Source organism: Streptomyces sp. CA-142005, from assembly GCF_050942335.1.
Classification (GTDB): domain Bacteria; phylum Actinomycetota; class Actinomycetes; order Streptomycetales; family Streptomycetaceae; genus Streptomyces.
In genome coordinates, this window is sequence record NZ_CP192078.1 from 2,638,569 (window position 1) to 2,662,548 (window position 23,980).

At 72.9% G+C, this 23,980-nt stretch carries 21 protein-coding genes; 10 read left to right on the plus strand and 11 right to left on the minus strand.

Annotation, left to right across the window (positions count from 1 at the left end):
- Positions 1-59 precede the first annotated feature (59 nt).
- The 6 genes from ACQPXS_RS12625 to ACQPXS_RS12650 form a co-directional block, all read right to left on the minus strand.
- Positions 60-1,295, minus strand: a complete 1,236-nt coding sequence (locus ACQPXS_RS12625; protein WP_433449276.1) for an MFS transporter — start codon at positions 1,293-1,295, stop codon at positions 60-62.
- 21 nt (positions 1,296-1,316) lie between these two features.
- Positions 1,317-2,702, minus strand: a complete 1,386-nt coding sequence (locus tag ACQPXS_RS12630) for a CitMHS family transporter (protein ID WP_433449277.1) — start codon at positions 2,700-2,702, stop codon at positions 1,317-1,319.
- 126 nt (positions 2,703-2,828) lie between these two features.
- The gene (locus ACQPXS_RS12635; protein ID WP_433449278.1) at positions 2,829-5,060 is read right to left on the minus strand and encodes a molybdopterin oxidoreductase family protein; all 2,232 of its coding nucleotides are present in this window, start codon (positions 5,058-5,060) and stop codon (positions 2,829-2,831) included.
- A 116-nt stretch (positions 5,061-5,176) separates the two neighbouring features.
- On the minus strand, positions 5,177-5,794 hold the full coding sequence (locus tag ACQPXS_RS12640) for a TetR family transcriptional regulator (protein ID WP_433449279.1): 618 nt from the start codon (positions 5,792-5,794) through the stop codon (positions 5,177-5,179).
- Between the two features lie 64 nt (positions 5,795-5,858).
- Complete coding sequence (locus ACQPXS_RS12645) at positions 5,859-6,416, minus strand: hypothetical protein (RefSeq protein WP_433449280.1); 558 nt, start codon at positions 6,414-6,416, stop codon at positions 5,859-5,861.
- Positions 6,417-6,573: 157 nt separating this feature from the next.
- Positions 6,574-7,779: a PP2C family protein-serine/threonine phosphatase gene (locus ACQPXS_RS12650; protein ID WP_433449281.1), complete on the minus strand. Its 1,206-nt coding sequence runs from the start codon at positions 7,777-7,779 to the stop codon at positions 6,574-6,576.
- Between the two features lie 184 nt (positions 7,780-7,963).
- Between ACQPXS_RS12650 and hmgA the strand changes: the two genes are divergently transcribed.
- Genes hmgA through ACQPXS_RS12665 form a run of 3 tightly spaced genes read left to right on the plus strand, consistent with a single transcriptional unit; the run spans position 7,964 to position 11,273 of the window.
- On the plus strand, positions 7,964-9,298 hold the full coding sequence (gene hmgA / locus ACQPXS_RS12655; protein ID WP_433449282.1) for a homogentisate 1,2-dioxygenase: 1,335 nt from the start codon (positions 7,964-7,966) through the stop codon (positions 9,296-9,298).
- A 45-nt stretch (positions 9,299-9,343) separates the two neighbouring features.
- A complete protein-coding gene (locus tag ACQPXS_RS12660; RefSeq protein ID WP_351804045.1) occupies positions 9,344-10,093 on the plus strand; it encodes a GntR family transcriptional regulator in 750 nt (249 codons plus the stop codon).
- A 25-nt stretch (positions 10,094-10,118) separates the two neighbouring features.
- On the plus strand, positions 10,119-11,273 hold the full coding sequence (locus ACQPXS_RS12665; RefSeq protein ID WP_433449283.1) for a type ISP restriction/modification enzyme: 1,155 nt from the start codon (positions 10,119-10,121) through the stop codon (positions 11,271-11,273).
- Here ACQPXS_RS12665 and ACQPXS_RS12670 read toward each other — a convergent pair.
- Together ACQPXS_RS12670 and ACQPXS_RS12675 are read right to left on the minus strand one after the other, a co-directional pair.
- Positions 11,270-11,797, minus strand: a complete 528-nt coding sequence (locus ACQPXS_RS12670; protein ID WP_433449284.1) for a nucleotidyltransferase domain-containing protein — start codon at positions 11,795-11,797, stop codon at positions 11,270-11,272. The two genes, ACQPXS_RS12665 and ACQPXS_RS12670, sit on opposite strands and share 4 nt — an antisense overlap.
- Entirely contained in the window at positions 11,794-12,516 is a 723-nt protein-coding gene (locus ACQPXS_RS12675) for a TetR/AcrR family transcriptional regulator (RefSeq protein WP_433449285.1), read from the minus strand. Before ACQPXS_RS12675 ends, ACQPXS_RS12670 begins: the two co-directional genes overlap by 4 nt.
- Positions 12,517-12,579: 63 nt before the next feature.
- On the opposite strand from ACQPXS_RS12675, the gene ACQPXS_RS12680 reads away from it, so the two are divergent.
- From ACQPXS_RS12680 to ACQPXS_RS12690, 3 genes are read left to right on the plus strand one after another with little or no spacing between them, the layout of a single operon-like run.
- Complete coding sequence (locus tag ACQPXS_RS12680; RefSeq protein WP_433449286.1) at positions 12,580-13,536, plus strand: ATP-binding cassette domain-containing protein; 957 nt, start codon at positions 12,580-12,582, stop codon at positions 13,534-13,536.
- Positions 13,533-14,321 carry an ABC transporter permease gene (locus ACQPXS_RS12685; RefSeq protein ID WP_433449287.1) on the plus strand — a complete coding sequence of 263 codons (789 nt, stop codon included), beginning with the start codon at positions 13,533-13,535 and terminating at the stop codon, positions 14,319-14,321. Before ACQPXS_RS12680 ends, ACQPXS_RS12685 begins: the two co-directional genes overlap by 4 nt.
- A gap of 54 nt (positions 14,322-14,375) precedes the next feature.
- The gene (locus ACQPXS_RS12690; protein WP_433449288.1) at positions 14,376-15,590 is read left to right on the plus strand and encodes a CaiB/BaiF CoA transferase family protein; all 1,215 of its coding nucleotides are present in this window, start codon (positions 14,376-14,378) and stop codon (positions 15,588-15,590) included.
- A 14-nt stretch (positions 15,591-15,604) separates the two neighbouring features.
- Here the strand turns inward: ACQPXS_RS12690 and ACQPXS_RS12695 are convergent, their stop codons facing one another.
- The 3 genes from ACQPXS_RS12695 to ACQPXS_RS12705 all read right to left on the minus strand — a co-directional run bounded on the left by ACQPXS_RS12695 (position 15,605) and on the right by ACQPXS_RS12705 (position 17,358).
- Entirely contained in the window at positions 15,605-15,880 is a 276-nt protein-coding gene (locus ACQPXS_RS12695; RefSeq protein WP_351804031.1) for a hypothetical protein, read from the minus strand.
- A 126-nt stretch (positions 15,881-16,006) separates the two neighbouring features.
- Positions 16,007-16,819 carry an anti-sigma factor gene (locus tag ACQPXS_RS12700; protein WP_433449289.1) on the minus strand — a complete coding sequence of 271 codons (813 nt, stop codon included), beginning with the start codon at positions 16,817-16,819 and terminating at the stop codon, positions 16,007-16,009.
- The gene (locus ACQPXS_RS12705; protein ID WP_433449290.1) at positions 16,816-17,358 is read right to left on the minus strand and encodes a sigma-70 family RNA polymerase sigma factor; all 543 of its coding nucleotides are present in this window, start codon (positions 17,356-17,358) and stop codon (positions 16,816-16,818) included. The genes ACQPXS_RS12700 and ACQPXS_RS12705 overlap by 4 nt, the downstream gene beginning before the upstream one ends.
- 210 nt (positions 17,359-17,568) lie before the next feature.
- Between ACQPXS_RS12705 and ACQPXS_RS12710 the strand changes: the two genes are divergently transcribed.
- The 4 genes from ACQPXS_RS12710 (at position 17,569) to ACQPXS_RS12725 (ending at position 23,965) form a co-directional block, all read left to right on the plus strand.
- Entirely contained in the window at positions 17,569-19,125 is a 1,557-nt protein-coding gene (locus ACQPXS_RS12710) for a DUF4331 domain-containing protein (protein ID WP_433449291.1), read from the plus strand.
- A gap of 90 nt (positions 19,126-19,215) precedes the next feature.
- Positions 19,216-20,820, plus strand: coding sequence for a tetratricopeptide repeat protein (locus ACQPXS_RS12715; protein WP_433449292.1), 1,605 nt, complete (start codon positions 19,216-19,218; stop codon positions 20,818-20,820).
- Positions 20,817-22,274 (plus strand): nickel transporter, encoded by a 1,458-nt coding sequence (locus tag ACQPXS_RS12720; protein WP_433449293.1) that lies wholly within the window; start codon positions 20,817-20,819, stop codon positions 22,272-22,274. Before ACQPXS_RS12715 ends, ACQPXS_RS12720 begins: the two co-directional genes overlap by 4 nt.
- Before the next feature lie 62 nt (positions 22,275-22,336).
- Positions 22,337-23,965 carry a serine/threonine-protein kinase gene (locus tag ACQPXS_RS12725; protein ID WP_433449294.1) on the plus strand — a complete coding sequence of 543 codons (1,629 nt, stop codon included), beginning with the start codon at positions 22,337-22,339 and terminating at the stop codon, positions 23,963-23,965.
- Positions 23,966-23,980: the final 15 nt, after the last annotated feature.

Here is a 23,980-nt window from a genome sequence, read left to right on the forward strand (position 1 = left end):
GTTCGTCTGGACTGTGCTTGATGAGCATGACATCTGACGATCCGACACCCGGCGCGTCGTCAGAGATCGCTCGTGCGGCGCAACCCCGGGCGCCACGGCCCCCGACGCGCGGTCGGTCCGAGCCCCTCCGGGTTCCGCGGCGACCGCAGCGCCACCCCCGAGGACAGCAGCAGCAACGCCCCCAGCATGACGAACGGTGCCGCGACCCCCGCCAGCCCCGCGACGAGGCCCGCCGCGGCCGGCGCGGCCACCTGGCCGAGCCGGTTGCCGGTCAGGCGCAGCGCGAGCGCCGTGGAGCGGGCCTCGCCCGGCGCCGCCTGCACCACCGTCGTCATCGACAGCGGCTGGCCCACCCCCAGACAGAAGCCCAGCACCGTGAGCATCAGACCGAGCGCCCACACCGGCACCGGCACCGCGACTCCCGCGCACAGGACCGCCGCCAGGAAGCAGGTCAGGGTCAGGAGAGCGGGACGGCCGAGCAGCCGGAGCAGTGGGGTGGGGACCAGACGGCAGGCGATCGTGGCGCCCGCGCGCAGGCTCAGCAGGACGCCGATCACCGAGGGGGCGATGGCCCGGTGTTCGCCTACCACCGGGAGATACGCGGTGAGGATGTCCGTCGCGGACAGCACGGACAGGCTGATCAGCATGCCCGCGGGCACTCCCCGGGCGCGCAGGATGCGGCCCACCGGCACGGGATCGCCCTGCCGGGTACGGGACTTGACGGCCGTACGGTCCTCGATGCGCCACAGCGAGGTGAAGGCGACCGCCGCGCCCGCGCCCGCCACCACGAGGGCGAGCGCGCTGCTGTGCGCCATGTCCGGCCCGCCGATCAGGGCGCCGGCGGCGACGGGGCCGATGAGCTGGCCGAGGGAGGCGCCGATGGTGAAGTGCCCGAAGTTGCGGTCCTGTTCGTGCGGCGCGGACTGGCGGGCGACGAGCGACTGGGCGCCGATGACGAAGCACAGGTGACCGAGGCCCATCACCCCGCTCCACAGGGCCATCGCCCACAGGGAGTTCACCAGTCCGCTCAGCGCGCAGCCGCCGGAGATCAGGACCACGCCCACCGGCAGCAGGGGGGCGCAGCGGCCGTGGTCGGTGCGCCGGCCGAGCGGTACGGCGGCGAAGAGGGGCAGCAGGGCGTAGACGCCCGCGATGACGCCGACCGCCCGCTCGTCGGCGCCCAGCGCGAGGGCCCGGTAGGAGACGGCGGGCCGGGCCATCGACACCGCCCCCTGCGCGAAGCCGAAGGCGAGGACGAGGCGGAGCAGCCAGCCGCGGTTCCCACCGGGCGCCATGGAAGATCCCTCCCTGGAGAGTCAGATGATGCCGAAGAGGAGTCCCGCCCCGAGGACCACCAGCGAGGTCAGGGCGGCCCACTTGACCACGAACCGGGTGTGGTCGCCGAACTCCACCTTGGCCATGCCGACCAGGACGTAGACGGCGGGGACGAGCGGGCTGGACATGTGCAGGGGCTGGCCGATGATCGAGGCGCGGGCGATCTCCAGGGAGGAGACGCCGTGCGCGTGGCCCGCCTCGGCGAGCACCGGCAGGATGCCGAAGTAGAAGCCGTCGTTGGACATGAAGTACGTGAGCGGGATGCTCAGCACACCGGTGACGAGGGCCATGTGCGGGCCCATCCCGGCGGGGATGTTGTCGACCAGCCACGTGGCCATGTGGTCGACCATGCCGGTGCCCTGGAGGACGCCGGTGAAGACGGCGGCGGCGAAGACCATGCCGGAGACGTTCAGGACGTTCTCGGCGTGGGCGGCGATCCGGGCCTTCTGGTCGGGCATGTGCGGGAAGTTGACGGTCAGGGCGAGCGCCGCGCCGAGCAGGAACAGCACCGGGATCGGCAGCCACTCCATGATCATGGCGGTGAGCAGGACGACCGTGAGCAGCGCGTTGAACCAGTACAGCCTGGGCCGCAGGGTGGCGCGGTTCGGGTCGAGGCCCTGGAAGCCCTCGCCGTCGTCCGGCTCCTCGGGCAGGCCGCGCCCCGGACCGCCGGCAGGCGCAGGGGACTTGGCGGAGCCCGCACCGACGAGGGCGGTCTCCTTCTCCTCCACCAGCACCTCGTCCAGCGTGAGCACGCCGAGCCGCTTGCGCTCGCGGCGGCCGAGGACGTAGGCGAGGCAGAACACGAACAGCAGACCGACGCCCAGCGCCGGGATCATCGGCACGAAGATGTCGCTCGCGTCGACCTTCAGCGCCGTCGCGGCACGGGCGGTCGGGCCGCCCCACGGCAGCGTGTTCATCACGCCGTTGGCCATGGCCGCCACGCCGGTCATCACGACCAGGGACATCTTCAGGCGCTTGTACAGCGGGTACATCGCCGAGACGGTGATCATGAAGGTGGTGGAGCCGTCGCCGTCCAGGGAGACGATCGCGGCGAGGACGGCCGTACCGACGACGATGCGCAGCGGGTCGGCCTTGCAGAACCTGAGGATGCCCCGCACGACCGGGTCGAAGAGGCCGACGTCGATCATCACACCGAAGTAGACGATCGCGAACATGAGCATCGCCGCGGTGGGGGCGAGGCCGGTGACGCCGTCGATGACGTAGTCGCCGAGCTTGGCGCCCTTGCCCACGAACACGCAGAACAGCGCGGGTATGAGCACGAGCGCCGCGATCGGCGACATCTTCTTCAGCATGATCAGGACCAGGAAGGTCGCGATCATGGCGAAGCCGAGGATGGTCAGCATATGAGTGGATACCTAACGTTCGCCCTTGAACATCCCACCTGAGGGTCGGCGGTGCGATGACGTTAGGTCGCGTCGACTGGCGTTAACAAGATGTTGACGCGTGAGCAATAAGCGCGAAAGTCCAGGTCACAGGCTTGCGGCGAGCTGGACGGGGACGCCGTTGAGGACCGCGTTGCCGGAGAGCGGGTCGAGCAGGGTGCCGTCGAGGAGCTGGTTGACGTTGACGCCGGGGCTCTTCATGGCGTGGCTCATCCGGGTTCCGGCGCGGTCGTGGCCCCAGCCGTGCGGCAGGCTCACCACCCCCGGCCGTACGGCGTCGGTGACCTCGGCCGGCGCCACCACCTCTCCCCCGGCGCCCTTCACGCGGACGTCCGCCCCGTCCCGGACGCCGAGCCGGGCCGCGTCCTCGGGGTGGATGTGCAGGGTGCAGCGGTTGGAGCCGCCGGTGAGCGCGGGCACGTTGTGCATCCAGCTGTTGTTGGAGCGCAGGTGGCGGCGCCCGACGAGGACGAGGCCTTCCGGGCGCTCGCGCAGGGCCTGGTGGAGCCGGGGCAGGTCGGCGGCGATCGGCCCGGGCAGCAGCTCCACCTTGCCGCTGCGGGTCTTCAGCGGCTGCGGCAGCCGCGGGCGCAGCGGGCCGAGGTCGATGCCGTGCGGGTGGGCGAGCAGCCTGGCCAGGGTCAGCCCGTCGGGCCGTACGCCGAAGCCGTCGCCGTACGGGCCGAGGCGGAGCATCAGGTCGAGCCGCCGCTCGGGGCCGGTCTCGCCGGTCAGTTCGGCGGCGAGTTCGCGCGCGTCACGGCCGTACACCGGGGAGTGCTTCTCCTGGACGGCCTTGCCGAGGGTCTGGTCGATGACCATGGCGTCGACGGCGGCCGGGTCGGCGCCGTGCATGCCGGTGGCCGCGAGGATCAGCCGGGCGAGGATCTCGCTCTCGGCCATGCGGCCGGGCTCCAGCGGGACGGCGGGGCGTGAGTAGCGGACCTGGTTGCGCACGGCGAGGGTGTTGAAGGCGAAGTCGTGGTGCGGGCTCTGGGAGGGCGGGGGCGGGGGCAGTACGACGTCGGCGTGCCGGGAGGTCTCGTTCAGATACGGGTCGACGCTGACCATGAAGTCCAGCGAGTCCAGCGCCTTGTCCAGGCGGTCGCCGTCGGGCGCGGACAGCACCGGGTTGGCGGCCACGACGATCAGGGCGCGGATCGGCTCGCCTGCGTCCGTCGCCGTGTCGATCTCCTCGGCGAGCGCGGAGAGCGGCAACTCACCCTTGGCTTCGGGGAGTTGCCGGACCCGGGAGTACCAGCGGCCGAGCGTGAAGCCGCGGCCGGGGCCGGCCGGGCGGGGCGCCTTGTCGGTGGCGGCCTGCGGGAAGAGGGCGCCGCCGGGCCGGTCCAGATTGCCGGTGAGGACGTTGAGGACGTCCACCAGCCAGCTGGCCAGGGTGCCGTGCGGGACGGTGCAGCTGCCGATGCGGGCGTAGACGGCGGCGGTGGGGGCGGCGGCGAGTTCGCGGGCGAGGGTGCGGATGGTCGGCGCGTCGACGTCACAGGCCTCGGCCACGGCTTCCGGAGTGAAGTCGCGTATGGCTTCCCGGAGTTCGTCGAGACCCTGGACGTGCGGGGCGAGGTGGGCGAGGTCGGCCAGGTCCTCCGCGAAGAGGGTGTGCGCCATCGCCGCGAGCAGCAGGGCGTCGGTGCCGGGGCGGATCGCGAGGTGCCGGTCGGCGAGCCTGGCGGTGCGGGTGCGGCGCGGGTCCACCACGGTGAGGTGTCCGCCGCGGGCCTTGAGCGCCTTGAGCTTGCCGGGGAAGTCGGGGGCGGTGCACAGACTGCCGTTGGACTCCAGCGGGTTGGCGCCGATGAGGAGCAGGTGGTCGGTGTGGTCCAGGTCCGGTACCGGGATGGCGTTGGCGTCGCCGAAGAGCAGGCCGCTGGAGACGTGCTTGGGCATCTGGTCGACCGTGGAGGCGGTGAACAGGCTGCGGGTGCGCAGGCCGGCGAGGAGTACCGGCGGGTAGAGGGCGCCGGCCACGGTGTGCACGTTGGGGTTGCCGAGGACCACGCCGACGGAGTCCGGGCCGTGGCCGTCCACGACGGGGCGGAGCCCTGCGGCGACCGCGTCGAAGGCCTCCTCCCAGGTGGCCTCGCGCAGCTCGCCGTCCCGGCGGACGAGGGGGCCGCGCAGCCGGTCGGGGTCGGAGTCGACGGCCCCGAAGGAGGCGCCCTTGGGGCAGATGAAGCCCTTGCTGAAGACGTCCTCGCGGTCACCGCGGGCGCCGGTGACACGGGTGCCTTCGATGGTGAGGGTCAGCCCGCAGGTGGCCTCGCACAAGGGGCAGATTCGCAGGGCGGTGCGGGACACGGGTCCTCCCGGGGGTGGGCGGCGATGCCGGGCGAGCGCGGAACGGCTCGGGGCGAGCATACCGACCGGTATGCACGGAGGGGAGGGCTCTTCCCGTGAACGATGAGCGGTGAACGTCAGTCGAGCACGCGCGCCAGATACGCCCGCAGCAGCTCACGGGTCTCGGCGATGATCGCCTCGTCGCCGTCGGGGTCGGTGCGGAAGGCCAGTTGGACGAGGGCGTCCGCGCTCTCCACGGCGACCAGGAAGACCCGGCGCAGGTCCTCGTCGGGGGTGCGGCCGAGGTAGCCGGAGAGCAGGTCGGTGAGGCGGTCGGCGACGCGGGTGTTGGGCTCGGCGTGGCGGGCGCCGACCGGTATCTGGTTGCCGAAGTCGACCAGGGAGAAGCCGGGTGCGGTGCGCTTCATCGCCAGGTACTCGTCCAGGACCGCGTCCATCGCGGCGCGCCAGTCCCCCCTGCTCGCCTTCTTCAGCCGCTCGGTGACCCGCTCGGTGTACCGCTCCAGGTTCCGCTGGGCGAGGGCGTCGGCCATCTGCCGCTTGTTGCCGAAGAACCGGTAGACGGAGCCGATGGGCACACCGGCGCGCAGGGCGACCGCGCGGGTGCTCAGGGCGTCGTAGCCGACCTCGTCGAGGAGTTCGGCGCAGGCGTCGAGGATCCTGGTCAGCCGTTCGGCGCTGCGCCGCTGTACGGGCGCGCGGCGGAGCGATGTCGCGTGGGGCACGGACTTCATGATGCCTCTCCGCCGGGATCGGGTGAACCTCGCCCTCCACTACGCGCAGGAGTGGCCGGTGCACTCATGTCCCGGCGGACGGGGGCGCCGTGCCGGCCGAGGGCTCGGCCGGCGAGGTCTCCGCGCCGGACACCGTTATGTCGGCGGTGCTCTGCACCGGTTTGCCGTGCACGGCCCACACGGTGCCGTCGTCGGCGTACAGGCGGGCGGTGACGTGGTGCGTGCCGTGCGGGACGAGACCGTCGGGCAGGTGGTACGCGGGGGTACGCAGCCGGGTGATCCGGCGGCCGTCGACGAAGAGGTACACGAGCCCGCGCCCGCCGACCGCCGTGGCTCCGGTACCGGGTGCGGAGCAGCGGAAGCGGTGGAACGTCAGCCGGACGTCCCAGCCGCCGCCGGAGTCCGGGGTCACCTCGACCCCGACCTCCGGCGCGTTCTTCTTGTCGACCTCGCGCAGATGCCGGCCGCTGTCGTCGGTGTCGTCCAGGACCTTGCCGACCGGCGACGGCGACACCGTGCCGGCGCGGGCGTGCCCGGTCGTGCAGGCCACCGCGCCGAGCGGCAGCAGGGCGCCCGCCGCGAGCGCGGCGAGCGTCCTGCGGGTCCACGACGTCCTCGGCATGCCCCGGAGAGTAGAACAACCCTCCGGTCCCCCGAATCCGCCTGAAGTCTGGTTCCGCGCACCCCGCGAGGTCCCCCTGGCGGAGTACGCGCGGCCGTGTACGGACGCACCCGCGGTCAGCGTCGGGGCGAAGTCACGGCGGGTGCCATTCGAAGAGTCACGGCGGGTGCCATTCGAAGAGCAGGATGCTCGCGTCGTCCCGCAGCCGGTGGCGCTGGTGGTCGAGGAGGGCGTGGATGAGCAACCGCAGCACCTCGGCGGGGCGTTGCCCGGCGGCGGAGGAGCGGATGATGAAGTCGGTGAACCGGTCGAGGCCGAACTCCAGCCCGTTCGCGTCGCGTGCCTCCACGACCCCGTCGGTGTACAGCAGGATCTGGTCGCCCGGTTCCAGTGTCGTCTCGTGGACCTGCCGGGCTGCCGGAGCGAGCTCGCCGGCCAGGCCGATCGGCGGCTGCGGGGGGCTGTCCAGGGCGCCGTGGACCACCCGCTCGGAACGGATCAGCAGCGGCGCGGGGTGACCGCAGTTGACCCAGCGCAGCACCCCGGTGACCGCGTCGAGCCGGCACAGCACCCCGGTGCAGAAGTGGTCGGGCAGCCACCGGGCGAGCGCCTGGTCGACGGAACCGACGACGTCGGCCAGGTCGCCGCCGCCGCGGCGGGTGTTCCGCGCCGCCGCCATGGCGACCGACGTGGTCAGCCCGGAGGCCAGATCGTGGCCCATGGAGTCGAGGATCATGGTGTGCAGCACGTTCTTGACCACCGAGTGGTCGAAGGCGTCGCCCGCGATGTCGTAGGCCGGTTCCAGGACCGCGGTCGAGACGCACCTCCGGCTGCCGATGGTGCGGGGTGGCAGGAACGCCCGCAGCATCTCGGCGGGCAACCCCATGGTCGCGGTGCGGATGCGGGCGGCGAGCCAGTCGCTGTAGGCGCGCTTGGAGGTGATCAGCATGGCGAACAGATGGGCCAGCATCCTGCTGCGGCGCATGCGTACCCCGTCCAGCGAGGTGGTACGCACCGCCAGCACACCCAGCCGCTCCGCGCCGTCGACCAGAGGCATCCAGACGATCACGCCGTCGTCGGCGTCGACCACGCGCGGGGAGATGGTGCGGTACGCCCAGCCGGCCGACGAGCCGGTCACCGACAGCGGCTCCACAGCCTCGTCGAGTGGGATGAGCAGCCGTTGTTGCAGGTCGGCGAGGTAGATCAGCGCACTGTCCAGGCCGAGTGCCGAAGCGCCCCGGTCCGCCAGGGCGGCCAGTTCGAACGGCAGGGCCGTCTGCGCCTCGATGATCAGCTCTTCCAGCCGACCCTCGTCGACGGCGGCGGCGTCGGAGCCGGCGGACGCCTGCGGTGGGTCCGGCACGGGATCACCCCTTCCGCGCCCAGTCTCACACCGATACCGCTCCCTCTCACGTCAGGCACGGTCGTGCCGGGCAGGGGGTCTCTTCGCGTCTCCCGCCCGCCGGCGGAGTCCTGCGGTCCTCTTGCGCCCGCCTCCACCTATTCCTACGGTGATGCATAGGAATCAGGAGCGCGAGGGAGCGATCATGAGCGGGGACGCGCGGAAGACTGCCGCGGGACTGTCGTATCTGACCGGATTCGGCAACGAACACGCCTCGGAGGCGGTGCCGGGTGCGCTGCCCGAGGGCCGCAACTCACCGCAGCGGGCGCCGCTCGGGCTGTACGCGGAGCAGCTGAGCGGTACGGCGTTCACCGAGCCGCGGGCGCACAACCGCCGCTCCTGGCTCTACCGGATCCGCCCCTCGGCCGCGCACCCGCCGTTCACCCGCACCGACAACGGCGCGATCCGCACGGCCCCCTTCACCGAGACCGTGCCCGACCCCAACCGGCTGCGCTGGAACCCGCTGCCCGAGCCTCCGGCCGGCACCGACTTCCTCGCCGGCCTGTGGACGCTCGGCGGCAACGGCGACGCCACCCAGCGCACCGGCATGGCCGTGCACCTGTACCACGCCAACACCTCGATGGAGCGCGTCTTCTCCGACGCCGACGGCGAGCTGCTGATCGTCCCGGAGCGCGGCGGACTGCTCCTGCACACCGAGTTCGGCCGGCTCGCCGTGGAACCGGCACATGTGGCGCTGATTCCCCGTGGGGTGCGCTTCCGTGTGGAGCTGATGGACACTGCGTCCGATGGCGGGCAGAGCCCGACCGCCCGGGGTTATGTGTGCGAGAACTACGGCGCGCCGTTCCAGCTGCCCGAGCTCGGCCCGATCGGCGCCAACGGCCTCGCGCACGCCCGGGACTTCAGGGCACCGGTGCCGGCGTACGAGGACGTGACCGGCCCGGTGGAGGTGGTGAACAAGTTCTGCGGCAACCTCTGGACGGCCACCTACGACCACTCCCCGCTCGACGTGGTCGCCTGGCACGGCACCCATGTGCCGTACGTCTATGACCTGCGCCGTTTCAATGTGATCGGCACCATCTCCTACGACCACCCGGACCCGTCCATCTTCACGGTCCTGACCTCCCCGTCGGACACCCCGGGCCTGGCCGGGGTCGACTTCGTCGTCTTCGCCCCGCGCTGGCTGGTGGGCGAGGACACCTTCCGGCCGCCGTACTTCCACCGGAACGTGATGAGCGAGTACATGGGCCTGATCGAGGGCGCGTACGACGCCAAGGCGGAGGGCTTCGTGCCCGGCGGCGGCTCGCTGCACAACATGATGTCGGCGCACGGCCCGGACCGGGACACCTTCGACAAGGCCAGCGCGGCCGAGCTGAAGCCGCAGAAGATCGACGACGGGCTGGCGTTCATGTTCGAGACTCGCTGGCCGGTGACCCTCACCCCGCACGCGGCGGGTGCGGACCACCTCCAGCAGCGCTACGACGACGTGTGGCAGGGGCTCCAGCGCCATTTCCGCGCCTGACGCGTGTGTTGCGCCTGACGTTCATCGACAGGTACGGATAGCCGAGTGACCTCCTTCGCCCCGGATTCGATCGTCCTGAACCGCAAGCTGCCGCTGTGGTACCAGGTGTCGCAGTCGCTGCGCGCCTCGATACTCGGCCGCTCCCCCGAGGACCCGCTCCGGCTGCCCACCGAGGAGCAGCTGGCGGAGCACTACGGCGTGAGCGTGCTGACCATGCGGCAGGCGCTGAAGGAACTGGAGGACGAGGGACTGATCAGCCGCCACCGGCGGCGCGGCACGTTCATCGAGCCCGGCGTCCGGCGGGGCGCGCCCGTCCGCCTGCTGGGCTCGGTGGACGCGATCGTGGCCCAGCAGTCCGGGATGACCACCGAGCTGCTGGACCACGGCAGCACACCGGTGCCCGCCGGTCTCACCGAGTACTTCCCGGACCTCGCCGAGGTGGCGGCGTACCACCGCCTCCGCAGCGACGAGAAGACCGGCGAGCCGACCAACCACGCCGTCAACCACGTCCGCCCCGAACTCGCCGCCCGCATCGACCTGGACGACCTGGTGCGCTGGCCGATGACGAAGGTGCTGCGGGATGTGGTCGGGGCGGACATCAGCCGTATCACGGACACGGTGGAGGCACGGCTCGCGGACCCGGAGACCGCCCGGCTGCTCCAGGTGCCGCTGCTGAGCCCGATCCTGCACTACACGGGGGTCACGTACGACAGCGGCGGGCGCGTGCTGGATGTGGCGGTGATCCAGTACCGGGGTGACCGGTTCTCGTTCACGGTCACCTTGGACGCGACCTGATACCGGGTCGGGGACAGGTCGTACCATGCCCTGCGTGACGCACGACGACGCTCCGCTGCTGGCGGACCTCATGCCGTGGTCCGTCGCACCGCTGCGGCCCGGCCGCACCTGGCCGACGGCACCCGATCCCGGTTCCCTGAAGGCCCGCTGGGAGGCCCTGCTGAAGGCCGAGGGACCGGACCGTGAGGCCCTCTTCGAGCCGACCCGCGCCCGCACGCCGAACTCCGCGGTGGGCCAACTCCCCGGCTGCTCCACCGGTACCGAGCGGCTGGCCCGTGCCGAGGGTCCCTGCGCCGAGCCGGTCCGCGTCCTCGCGGCACCCTTCGACGAGCAGTGGCTGATCCCGGACCACCGGCTGATCGACGCCGCGCGCCCGGAGTTGTGGCGGGTGGCGGACGCCCAGCAGGTCTTCGCGGTGGAGTCGGGGGACGAGCACGCCCCGCTCCTGGTGACCTCGCTGCTGCCGACCCTCCGCACGGGCCGCGTCCGCCCGCTGTACCGCCGCCCCGGCGGCGAGGAACCGAACCTCGCGCCGGGCCTCACGGCCCACCTCGCCGACCGCCTGGGCGCGTCCCCCGCTCCGGTCGACGTCCTCTCCTGGATCCTGGCGGCCGCCGCTCCCGGCCTCACCGTCCCGCTCACCGACGACCCCGGTCTCTGGTCGGCCGGCGTCGAGGTCGGCCGCCGCATGCTGTGGCTGATGCGCCGCGACGGCGAACGCCCCAAACTGCCCGGCGGCCGCCGCCCCTACGTCCGCGCACCCCTGCCCGCCCGGCCCGTCACCCTGCACTACGACCAGGACGAGGAGACCCTCCACGTGGACGAGGGCCGCATCTCCCCCGTCCCGCCGGAGGCCTGGGAGTACGAGGTGGCCGGGGTCCGGGTCCTGGAGTCCTGGTTCGGCACGCGCACGGCACCGGCCGAGCCGGGCACTCTGGCCGCGATCCGCCCGGCCGTCTGGCCGCAGCCCTGGACGTCGGAACTGCTGGAACTGATCACAGTCCTGGCCCTGCTGGCGGAACTGCGGCCGCAGCGGGCCGAGCTGAAGGTGACGACCGCGATCACGGCGACCGACCTCCGGGAGGCGGGCGTCCTTCCGGCGCCGGAGGCGTCCCGTCGCCCCGCCTCGGTCCTGGACCATCACGAGGAGGGCCCGGAGGGCCAGTTCGTCCTGATCTAGCGGCGCTTCAGGGCGGCCTCCAGCCGTGCGACGTCCTCCGCGTCCTTGGCACGGCGCGGCCGGGAGGGGTCCCAGACGGGCATCATGCGCTTGATCTCGATCTGGGCGAGGGGACCGACGATCGGCGCCTCGACGGCACCGATGCGACCCGGCGCGGCGTCCAACAGGCCCTCCGGCCAAGGGGTTCCGGCCCAGGGGCCGCCCGCGACGACCACGCGTCCGGCCGCGTCCCGGTCCACCAGGGTGAAACTGCTGTCCAGCCCGTCCCGGACGAAGTCGAGCTGAAGACCGGGCGGCGGCCCGGGGACCGGCGTGTGGCCGAGCCGGGTCAGCAGGGCGGCGACGGCCGCCGAGTCCTTGGACCAGGCGAACCAGTCGATGTCCCCGTGATCGCGGGTGACCTCGCCCAGGAAGAAGTCCATGGCCCAGCCGCCGCGCAGCCAGAGCCGGATGCCGTCGTGGCGCGCCGCCGCCAGCGTCTGCTGGACGAGCAGGAGTTGACGCCCGGCGCGTTCGTGGTTCACCGGCTTCCGCGCTCCGGGTCGAAGCCGTCGAGCACCCTGCCCAGCGCCCGCTCGAAAACGGCCTCCAGGTCGATCGGCCCCGCGTCCTCCGCGAACGCCGCCGCCATCCTCGGATACGCACCGGAGGCGACCTGGCCCCCGAGATAGGCGATCCGCACCGCGTTCTCCTCGTCCTCCGACCACGGCAGCGCCCGCACCCGTTCGGCCGTGTCGAGTTCGTTGCGGACGTACGTCGTCACGACGCCGTTCAGCATCGCGATCAGCTCCAGCTTCGTGCCGTAGGACGCCTCCAGCGGATCCAGGCAGGCCAGGCAGTGCTCCAGATACCGAAGAGCGTGCGGGCTGAAGCCGTAGACCGGGGACATCAGCCGGGGAATCCACGGATGCCGGTGCATCAGCGAGCGCGTCTCGCGGGCCACCCGGAGCATGTCGGCCCGCCAGTCCCCGCCCGGCTCCCACAGGACGTGTTCCGCGCTGACCGCGTCCATCATCAGCTCGTACAGGTCCTCCTTGCGGGGGACGTAGTTGTACAGGGACATCGTGCCGCAGCCCAGCTCGGCCGCGACCTGCCGCATCGAAACCGCGTCGAGCCCCCGCGCGTCGGCGATCCGGACGGCGGCCGCCGCGATGTCGTCGCGGGTGTACGCCGGCTTCGGACCCCGGCCGGTGCGCTCGGGGCGCGCCCAGATCACTTCGGGGACGGCCCCTCGGACTGACATCGGTCATCACCTCGGTCACCATCCTAGTTACGTACAGCGTACGCAGTGCGGTATGGTCACAGCATGGCTACTACGTACGCTGTACTTAGTGAAGGTCTGGAGAAGCGCTTCGGCGCCGTGCACGCCCTGCGGGGACTGGATCTGGCCGTGGCCGAGGGCACGGTCTGCGGGCTGCTCGGGTCGAACGGGGCCGGCAAGACGACGGCCGTACGGCTGCTGACCACGCTGCTGCGGCCGGACGCCGGCTCGGCTCGGGTCGCCGGGCACAATCTCGTCCGGGAGGCGGACGCCGTGCGCCGCCGCATCGCCGTGACCGGGCAGTACGCCTCGGTCGACGGCGACCTCACCGGCCGGGAGAACCTCCGGCTGTTCGCCCGGCTGCACCGGGTGCGTGAGCCGGCCGCACGGGCGGACGAGCTGCTGGAGCGCTTCGGGCTGACCGAGGCCGCCGGCCGCAAGGCGTCGGCCTACTCCGGCGGCATGCGGCGCCGGCTGGACCTCGCGGCGAGTCTGGTCCGCCGCCCCGACGTGCTCTTCCTCGACGAACCGACCACCGGACTCGACCCGGCCAGCCGCGCCCGCGTCTGGCAGGCGGTGCGCGACCTGAAGGCGGACGGTACGACCGTGCTGCTGACCACCCAGTACCTGGAGGAGGCTGACCAACTCGCCGACGACATCGCCTTGGTGGACCGGGGCCGGGTCGCGCACACCGGCTCGCCCGTCGAACTCAAGGCGCTCATCGGCTCCTACGCGGAGGCCGTGGTCGCGGACGGCGACGCACTGCCGAAGGCCGCGGCCGTGCTGGACCGGCTCACGGGCCGCGAGCCGGCGTTCGACCGTGAGCGCAACGCCGTCGGGGCCGTCACCACCGACTCCACCCTGACCCTCCCCCGCCTGGTGCGCGAACTCGACGCGGCGGGCGTGCCGTTGCTCGACGTGAGCCTGCGCCCGCCCACCCTCGACGACGTCTTCCTCCGGCTCACCGGAGAGCCGACGCAGACCAAGGAGCTTGCCGCATGAGCGCGCTTGCGTTGACGTACGACGGACTGGCGATGACCGGCCGGCAGCTGCGCCGGGTCCGCAACAACCCGGGCCTGGCGATCCTCACCCAGATGATGCCGATCAACATGCTGCTGTTCTTCGGCTATGTGTTCGGCAGCGCGCTGGCCATGCCCGGCCGCGAGTACCGGTCCTTCCTGGTGCCGGGGCTGCTGGTCGCGACGGCGGCGGGCGGGCTGATGACCGGCATGTTCCAGGCCGCCGCGGACACCCACCGGGGCGTGATGGACCGGTTCCGCACGATGCCGGTGAGCCGGGCCGCCGTACCGCTCGGACAGGCGGCCGCGGACCTCGTCGTGACCGGTATCGGGACCGTGCCGCTGCTGCTGGTCGGGCTCGCGGTGGGCTGGCGGATCGAGGGGTCCGCGCTCGACGCGGCCGGTGCGGTGGGGCTGCTGCTGCTCTTCCGGTTCGCCTGCACCTGCGCCGGCATCTTCCTCGGGCTGCTCACCCGCAGCGAGGACGCGGCCGGGCAGCTCGGGGCCTCCTCCTTCGTGCTGCCGCTGCTGTCCAACGCCTACATCCCCACCGACAACCTGCCGGGCTGGCTGCGCGCCCTCGCCGAGTGGAACCCGATCAGCGCGGTGACGACCGCCCTGCGGGACCTGTTCGGCAACGCGACGGTCCCGCCGGACTCCGCCTGGCCGGTGGCCCACCCGGTCGCCGGGTCGCTGGCCTGGAGCCTGGTCCTGACCGCGGTGTTCCTGCCGCTCGCGGTACGCCGGTACGCACACGGGGAGCGCTGAGGGGTAGCCGCCGCGCTGCTGACAAAGCCGCCGGTCACGGGCCATGATCCGGTCATGGAACAGCCCACGGATCAGCAGCCCCTGCCCCTGCCCCTGGACGGCATCACCGTCGTCGCCGTCGAACAAGCCGTGTCCGCGCCCTTCGCGACCCGGCAGCTCGCCGACCTGGGCGCCCGGGTCATCAAGGTGGAGCGGGTCGACGGCGGCGACTTCGCGCGCGGGTACGACACGGCGGCCCGCGGTCTCGCCTCGCACTTCGTGTGGTGCAACCGCGGTAAGGAGTCCCTCGCGCTGGACCTGAAGGACCCGCGCGGCCTGGAGGCCGTACGGCGGCTGATCGCGGACGCGGACGTGTTCGTGCAGAACCTCGCCCACGGGGCGGCGGCCCGGCTCGGCCTCGACGCGGCCACTCTCTGTGCGGCGCACCCGCGGCTGATCGCCGTGGACATCTCCGGGTACGGCTCCTCGGGCCCGTACGCGGACAAGCGGGCGTACGACATGCTCGTGCAGTGCGAGGCGGGGCTCGTGTCGGTGACCGGGACGCCGGAGCAGCCGGTCAAGGCGGGCGTCCCGGCGGCGGACATCGCGGCGGCCATGTACGCGTTCTCGGGCGTCCTGGCGGCTCTCGTCCGGCGCGGCACGACCGGGCGGGGCGGACCGGTGGAGGTGTCGATGCTGGAGGCGCTCGCCGAGTGGCTGGGGCATCCGCTGCACCATGCGATGCACGGGGGTGAGCCCCCGGCGCGCACGGGCCTGGCGCACGCCGTCATCGCGCCGTACGACGCCTATGCGACGGCGGACGGCGGGCGCGTGCTGCTGTCGGTGCAGAACGACCGGGAGTGGCGGCGGCTGGCCGAACAGGTCATAGGGCGCCCGGAATTGGGGATGGATCCGGCATACGCGACGAACGCGTCACGGGTCGCGAACCGGGAGAAGACGGACGAGCTGGTGGCGCGGGCGCTCGGCGTGCTGGACGCCGACGAGGCAATGGCCCGGCTGGAGAAGGCCGGCATCGCCTGCGCCCGGCTGCGTGATCTGCACGAACTGGCCGGGCATCCGCAGCTGGCGGCCCGGGAGCGGTGGCGTGAGGTGGGGTCGCCGGTCGGGCCGCTGAAAGCGCTGCTGCCTCCGATCACACTGCCGGGCGGGGACGAGGCGCGGATGGGTGATGTGCCCGCGCTCGGGCAGCACACCGAGGCGCTGCTGCGTGCCGTGGGGATGACGGACGACGAGATCGCAGCGATGCGCCGGGACGGTGTGGCGGCCTGAGCGCGCGGCACACTTCAGTGCCGGTGGCCGCCGAACAGCGAACGGCGCAGTCGACGCAGCGGGGCGAAGAGCGAGACCCGCCTCACCCGGGCACCCCGGCCCGTACGCTCGTGCGTGGTGTCACGCGACGTCAGCTCGCGCATCAGGGAGGTCGCCTCGACCGTCTCCCGCTGCGGTATGGCGGGACCCGCCAGCACCGACAGATGGCGGTCGAGGCGCGAACTCGTCGCACTGCTCCCGCAGGTGATCGCAGGGACCCTGGCCCTGCTGCGCACTGTTATCTGCTCCATGTCACTCCCCACCCGTACGAGTCCACCCGGCCCGGGCAGAGTAACCCTATCGCCCCAGGGGGGCACGCGTGTATCGCGTCCACAGGATTCACCTTCCCCGCAAGGCTGTTGACCATCCCACTTCGACTACTCTCCGAATCCGACCGATTTCAGGGTGAGTTGGACAATGGGCTGGCCGGTGGGTTGCGGTGAGCCGCCGTCAGGCTCGACGGTTACGGCGAGTGACGTCGAGGACGTGTCGAGACCCTTCGCGACCAAGGGCGTGTCGCCCGCGAAGAGCCCGAGGGAGCGCGGTTGCGCCCGGGGGCGCATGAGCCAGAGCTGCCGGACGCGGCCGGCGGGCGGGCTGCCGTACCCGCTGAGGGTGACGACGGCTTCCCCCTCCGAGGCGGAAGCGATCACTCCGACAGCGCGGCCCCGGGCGTCCTTGCTGGTGATGGCGCGGGCGTCGGGCGCGGCCAGAACGTGGGCGATCTCACGTCCCCGGGCCCGCTCCGCGTCCAGCCGGTCCTGGGTGTGCCGGGCCTGCACGGCGAAGAGCGAGGCGACGACGAGGGCCGCCGCAGCGGTGGCCGTGGCGAACGGCACGAACAGGGGGCGCCTGCGGGGCGCACGGATGCGTCCCGGCGGGGGCTGGGTGCCCCAGACGTGCGGCGGCAACTGGGGCGTGCGCTCCCGGGCCGGGCCCTGCTCCTGCTGGGTGGTCTGTACGGCGGCCAGGACCCGCTCGCGCAGCGCGGGCGGCGCGTGGGCCGCCGTGGACCAGGCGAGGCGCACCGCGTCCTCGGCCAGCTCCCGCACCTCGGCGGCGCAGCGGTCGCAGCCCTGCAGGTGTTTCTCGAACCGGCGCCGCTCGCCCGGTTCGAGGGCGTCGAGTGCGTAGGGCGCGGCGAGGGAGTGCAGGTCCTCGCGGCGCAGCAGCTTGCCGAGGATGCTCATGCGGCGCCTCCCAGGCACTCGCGGAGCCGGGTGAGCCCGTCGCGCATCCGCGTCTTGACCGTGCCGAGCGGCAGTGAGAGCCGCTCGGCCACCTCACGGTAGGTGTAGCCGTCGTAGTAGGCGAGGGTCACGGACTGGCGTTGCAGGTCCGTGAGCCGCCGTAGACAGCGGCGCACCCATTCGCGTTCCAGCCCCGCCTCGACCTCCTCGGCGACCTGGTCGAAGGCGGGCTCCCCGGCCCGCAGGGCCTCCCGCTGCTCGCGTTCGCCGGCCGCGCGGGCGCTGCGCACCCGGTCGACGGCGCGGCGATGGGCGAGGGTGAGGATCCAGGACAGCGCGCTGCCCCGGCCGGGGTCGTACCGGGCGGCCGAGCGCCATGTCTCCAACAGCACCTCCTGGGCGACCTCCTCGGACTGGGCGGGGTCGCGCACCACCCGTCGCACCAGTCCGTACACCGGCCCGGACACCAGTGCGTACAGATCCTCGAACGCCCGCTGGTCGCCGCCCGCGACGAGTATCAGCAGCTCGTCCGCCCGCATGCGGGCCCCCTCTCCGTGGCCACAGCCGGCCCTACCGCGCACTCCACGCATCCGCACGACCGCACACCTCCCGCGGGAGATACGGATCGGCGGGCCGAAAACGCGGGTCGGGACGTGTCCAAAAGTTTTTTTCCGGCCGACCAATCCGATCGGCCGGCCCGCTCCGAAGACCCGTCCGTCAAAGGCAAGTCGGCACTGAGGACGGACGGCATGACACCTCTCTTCTCCAGGGGGCCCTTCTCAAGGAGCGGCACGGGACGCGCGGGCCTGGCCGTGCTCCTTTGTGGTGCGCTGGGGGCCGGAGGGCTCGCGGCCGCCGGCGTCGCCGTGCTGGAACCCGGGGCGGCCTCCGCCTCCTCCCACCGCGAGGCCCCGCTGATCTCGGGGACCCCGCAGTACGACAACACCGACCTGTACGCGTTCGTCAGCCCGGATAAACCCGACACGACGACCATCGTGGCGAACTGGATCCCGTTCGAGGAGCCCGCGGGCGGACCGAACTTCTATACGTTCGCCGACGACGCGCAGTACGACATCCACGTCGACAACAACGGTGACGCGCAGGGCGAGTTGCTGTTCCGCTACACCTTCAAGACCCACACGAAGAACGGCAACACGTTCCTCTACAACACCGGTCCGGTCACCAGCCTGGCCGACCCCGACCTCAACATCACGCAGACGTACGACATCGATCTGATCCGGCTGAAGAACCAGCACGTGATGTCGGACACCAAGCTCGCGGACGACGTGCCGGTGGCGCCGTCGAACGTCGGCAAGGCGTCCATGCCGGACTACGCCAAACTGCGTGCGCAGGCCGTGTACAAGACGGCGGGCGGCGCCGCGACCTTCGCCGGGCAGGCGGACGACCCGTTCTTCGCGGACCTGCGCGTCTTCGACCTGCTGTACGGCGGCAACCTCAGCGAGGTCGGCCGGGACACCCTGAAGGGCTACAACGTCAACACCATCGCCCTGCAGGTGCCGAACGACCTGATCCGCGAGTCGGCCGGGCAGCCGGTCGTCGGCATCTGGTCCACCACCCAGCGCCGCAACGCCCAGGGCTACTACAGCCAGGTCTCCCGCCTGGGCAACCCGCTGGTCAACGAGGTCGTCAACCCGCAGAAGGACAAGGACAGGTTCAACGCCTCGCAGCCCTGGTACGACGCCCAGTTCCTGAAGAACGTCACCAATCCCGAACTGCCCAGGCTCATCGAGTCGATCTACAAGATCAAGGCGCCCGGTGAGCCGCGCAACGACCTGGTCGACGTCTTCCTGAAGGGCGTGAAGGGCCTCAACCAGCCGCCGAACGTGCGCCCCGCGGAGGAACTGCGCCTGAACACCTCCATCAAGCCGGCCATGCATCCCAAGCGACTCGGCGTCCTCGACGGCGACAACGCCGGTTTCCCCAACGGGCGCCGGCTCACGGACGACGTGATCGACGAGGCGTTGCAGGTCGTCGAGGGTGAACTGGTCGGCTCGAAGAACGACTTGGGCGACGCGGTGGACAAGAACGACAAGGGCTTCGAGAAGTACTTCCCGTACGTCGCCGAGCCGACCTCGGGTTCGCGCGGCCGGCTCGCCAAGGGCACGACCGCGGGAACGGACGTCCGCAGCCAGCTGGGCGACGCCCTGCAGCCGGCCGGGTCCTCCGGCGCCGGTTCCGGCAACACGGTGCTGATCGCGGCGTCGGCGGCCTCGGGCGCGGCCGGGATCCTGCTCCTCGGCACGGCCGTCGGCTGGTGGCGCCGGCGCATCCGGCGCCCGTACTGACCCGCCCCACCCCAGACCGGCGCGGCCCGTACCTTCCCCTCCCCCACGGCGGGCCGCGCCTTCCACACGACCGACCACGCAGGAGACGGCATGGGCCCGCGCAGACAGGACGACGACATGGACGGGCGGAAGGGCGACGCCGGGCAGGAGGCGAGCAGCGGGCGCCAGGGCAGCGCCGGGCCGATGGTGGGCGCCGCCGACGGTGATGTGCCGGACGCTGCCGACCCGGGCTGCTCCGAGGCCGAACGCGCGGAAGCCGGTTCCTGCGAGTCCCGGGACGCGGGCACTCAAGCGCCTGCGCCCGGCGTCGACGGGTCCCCGGCCCCCGGGGCCGACCAGCGCGTGGCCGCCGTTCGGCGGTTCGTCACGGCGGGTCGGCGCTGGCGGGCCGCTCGACTCGTCGGATGCGCGGCCCTGCTGGCCATGGCGCTGACCGGCGGGGCCATCGCCCTCGGGACCGATCGGGGGGCCGTCACCGTGCCGGCCGCCTCCATCGCCGTGGATCCCGGTGTGCTCGGCGGCGGTGACCTGGACGCGGGCATCACCGCGCTGCAGACGCATCTGCGGACCCAGCCCAAGGACTCCGGCAGCTGGGCCACGCTGGGCCTGGCCTACGTCGAGCAGGCACGGACCAAGGGCGATCCCTCCCGGTACGCGCAGGCGGACAAGTCACTGCGGCGGTCCCTCGCGCTGGTCCCGGACAACGACCAGGCGCTGGCCGGCCGCGCCGCCCTCGCCGCGGCCCGGCACGACTTCGAGGACGCCCTGACCTACGCGGAGAGGGCACTGCGGCAGAACCCGTACAGCGAGCGCGCGCTGTCCTCCCGTATCGACGCCCTGGTCGAACTCGGCCGGTACGCCGAGGCCTCGAAGGCCGCCGAGACCGCCGACGCCCGCAAGCCGGGCGTGCCGGTCTTCACCCGGTACGCGTATGTGCGTGAGCTGCGGGGTGACGTGGCGGCCGCACGCCGGGTCCTCAAGCAGGCGCTGGCGGGTGCGACCTCACCGGGTGACATCGCGTACGTGTCCGCCCAGCTCGGCCAACTCGCCTGGAACCAGGGCGACTACAGGACGGCGCTCACCTGCTACGCCCAGGCCCTCGCCGCCGACGACACCTACCTTCCGGCGCTGGAGGGCCGGGCGCGGGCGCAGGCGGCGAGCGGGGACCGCGCGGCGGCGATCAAGGGGATGGAGACCGTGGTGGCCCGGTATCCGCTGCCCGGTCCGCTGGTCGAACTGGGCGAGCTGTACGAGGCGCGGGGCGCGGCCGGCGACCGGGCCAGGGCACGGCGGCAGTACGCCCTCGTGGACGCGTGGATCGCGCTGGCCCGGGCCAACGGCGTCGACGCCGACCTCGACACCGCGCTGGCCGCCGCCGACCACGGCGACCGGGCGGCCGCCCTGCGCGCGGCCCGCGCCGAATGGGCCCGCCGGCACACCGTGCACACCGCGGACGCGCTGGCCTGGGCGCTGCATGTGAACGGCCGGGACGCCGAGGCCCTGCCGTACGCCCGCCGGGCCACCGCCACCGGTTACCGCAACGCGGCCTTCCTGTACCACCGCGGAACGATCGAGCTGGCCACCGGCCACCGCACGGCCGGCCGCGCCTCCCTCACCTCGGCCCTCCGCCTGAACCCCGGCTTCTCCCCGCTCGGCGCGGCCGAGGCCCGCAAAGCCCTGGAGGCCGCGCAGTGAAGCTCCGCCTGCCCTTCCTGCTCCTCGCCGGCTGCGTACTCGCGCTGCTGCCGGCCGGCCCGGCGAGCGCGCACCCGCTCGGGAACTTCACCGTCAACCGCTACGACGGCCTGGTCGCCGCCCCCGGCCTGCTCCGCGTCGACCACGTGGAGGACCTCGCCGAGATCCCGGCGACCCAGGCCGGGCCCGACCTCAGGCGGCTCGGCATGGGCGAGTGGGCCCGGCAGCGGTGTGCGCGGGCCGCCGAGGACAGCAGGCTCACGGTCGACGGCCGTACGGCCACGCTGACCGCCGTCGGCGCCACGGCGCGGCTGCGCCCCGGTCAGGCCGGGCTGCACACCCTCCGCGTGGAGTGCCGGCTCACCGCCCCGCTCCCCCGCCGCGCCACCGTGGCCCTCGGCTTCCACAGCGCGGACGCCACCGGCGGCCCCGGCTGGCGGGAGATCACCGCGCGCGGCGACCGTATGACGCTGACCGCGACGGACGTGCCGAAGGCATCGGTCTCGCACGAACTGACCACGTACCCGAAGGACTTGCTCTCCTCGCCGGCCGACACCACCGCCGCCTCCGTGCGCCTGCGCCCCGGCGGTCCGGCCCTCGCCGAGGAGCGGCAGACGGAGCCAGGAGCCGCGATCCTGCCGCGGGGCGCCGACCGCTGGACCCGCGCGCTGGACGACCTCGTGGCCCGCCACGACCTCACCGTCGGCTTCGCCGCGCTGGCGCTGCTCGTCGCGGTCGTCCTGGGCGCGATGCACGCGCTCGCCCCGGGCCACGGCAAGACCCTGATGGCCGCCGCGGCGGCGGCCCGTGGGGGCCGGGCGAGGCTTCGGGACGTGCTGCCGCTGGCCGCCTCGGTCACCGTGACCCACACCCTCGGCGTGGTCGCCCTGGGCCTGCTCGTCACGGCCGGATCAGCCGCCACACCCTCGGTGATCGCCTGGCTGGGCATCGCGGGCGGGGCGCTGGTCCTGACGGCCGGCGCGGGCCTCGTACGGAAGGTGTGGTCCGCCCGCCACCACCAACACGCCCACAGCCACAGCCACAGCCACTCCGGTCACAAGCACACCCACTGCGGACACACCCACACCCACACCCACACCCACGGAGGCCACACCCTCCGCGGCACCCTCCTGCTCGGCTTCGCCGGTGGGCTGGTGCCCAGTCCCTCCGCCGTGGTGGTCCTCGTCGGTGCCGCCGCGCTCGGCAAGGCCTGGTTCGGGCTGCTGCTCGTCGTGGCCTACGGCGCCGGGCTCGCGCTGACGCTCACCGCGGCCGGGTTCGCCGTGGTGCGGCTGGGTTCGGGGGTGAGCCGGGTGCTGGAGCGGCGTCCACGCTGGACCGCCCACCCGGTGGCAGCGCTGGTGCGCCGCTCGGTGCCGCTCGCGTCCGCGCTGGTCGTCATGGCCCTGGGCGCCGGATTGGTGCTCAAGGGGGCCGCATCCGCGCTCGGCTGAGCTAACTTGGGGTGAAATCACGCGACGGGGAGAAATCGCACACCTTGCCTTGGGGGGCGCCCGTGTCCGAAGAGCCGGGCCGCGAACGTGTGATCGCGGGCCGCTACCGTCTGCTGTCCCCGCTCGGCGAGGGCGGCATGGGCACCGTGTGGCGCGCCCGGGACGAGGTGCTGCACCGCGAGGTGGCCGTCAAGGAGGTGCGGGCCCCGGCCGGCTTGCCGGCCTCCGACGTGGAGCGGTTGTACGCGCGTCTGGAGCGGGAGGCGTGGGCGGCGGCCCGGGTCGCCAACCGCAATGTGGTCACGGTGTACGACGTGGCCATGGAGGGCGGCCGGCCGTGGATCGTGATGGAGCTGGTACGCGGGCTGTCGCTCGCGGACCAGTTGGAGGCGGAGGGGCCGCTGTCGCCGCAGCGGGCCGCGCACATCGGTGCCGAGGTGCTGTCCGCGCTGCGCGCCGCGCACGCCGCCGGGGTGCTGCACCGGGACGTGAAGCCGGCCAACGTACTGCTGGCCAACGACGGCCGGGTGGTGCTGACCGACTTCGGGATCGCCTCGGTCGAGGGCAGCTCGGCGCTGACCATGACCGGCGAGGTGATCGGCTCGCCCGAATTCCTGGCCCCGGAGCGGGCGCTGGGGCGGACGCCGGGGCCGGAGTCGGACCTGTGGTCGCTGGGGGTGCTGCTGTACGCGGCGGTGGAGGGCGTCTCGCCGTTCCGGTACGACACCCCGATCAGCACCCTGCGCGCCGTGGTGGACGAGGAGTTGCCGCCCGCGCACCGGGCCGGCCCGCTCGCCCCGGTCATCGAGGGGCTGCTGCGCAAGGACCCCGCCGAGCGGCCGGCCGCCGAGCGGGCGGAGCACGACCTGCGGATCGTCGCGGCCGGCGGTGCCCCCGCCGGCGGAGGTGCGCCCCGGGCGGCCACGATGCCGGTGCCGCCGTACACCGCTCCGACGGTCGCGGCCCCGCACCGACAGCCCTCCCCCACCCCGCCCCTGCCCGGCACCACGGCGCCCACGACGTCCACGGCGTCCGACGAGCCGCACCGCGACCGGCGGGCGGGCGCGGTGCTGGTGGCGGGCCTGCTCCTGGTCGCACTGGCGCTGGCGGGACTGACGTACGCGCTGCTGAACCGTCACAACGGCGGTGGCGAGGCGAACGCGGGCGACGGCACCCGGACCAGCGGCGCTGTGCGGACGCCGAGCGCGCACGGCACCACGCACTCGGGCACGACCTCGCCGCCGTCGGCGAGCGCCGGCACCTCGGCGAGCACCCAGCCGGCGCAGTCCGTGCGGGTCACCGTGGCCGGCGCGAACACGACGTACTCCGGGAGCTGTCCGCCGCCGGACGCGCAGACGCCCTCGTTCACGGCGACGTTCACGGTGGGACGGCTGCCCGCGCAGGTGGAGTACCGGTGGGTGACGACCCGCGGATCGGTGTCCGACCCGGGATGGCACACGCTGTCGTTCCCGGACGGCGGCGGGAAGTCCCGGCAGGTGCGGGTGACCCTGACGGTGTACCGGGGCGGCGGGACGACCGAGGACCAGATCAGTGTGAAGGTGCGGGCCCCCGTGCAGACCACGTCGAACGCGGTCCCGTTCACGGTGAGCTGCACGACCGCCACGGCGACGGAGACCCCGTCGGGCGGGGCCTCCGCTTCGGCGTCGGGCTCGCCGGAGAGTTCACCCTGAGGGGCGAGCCCGTTC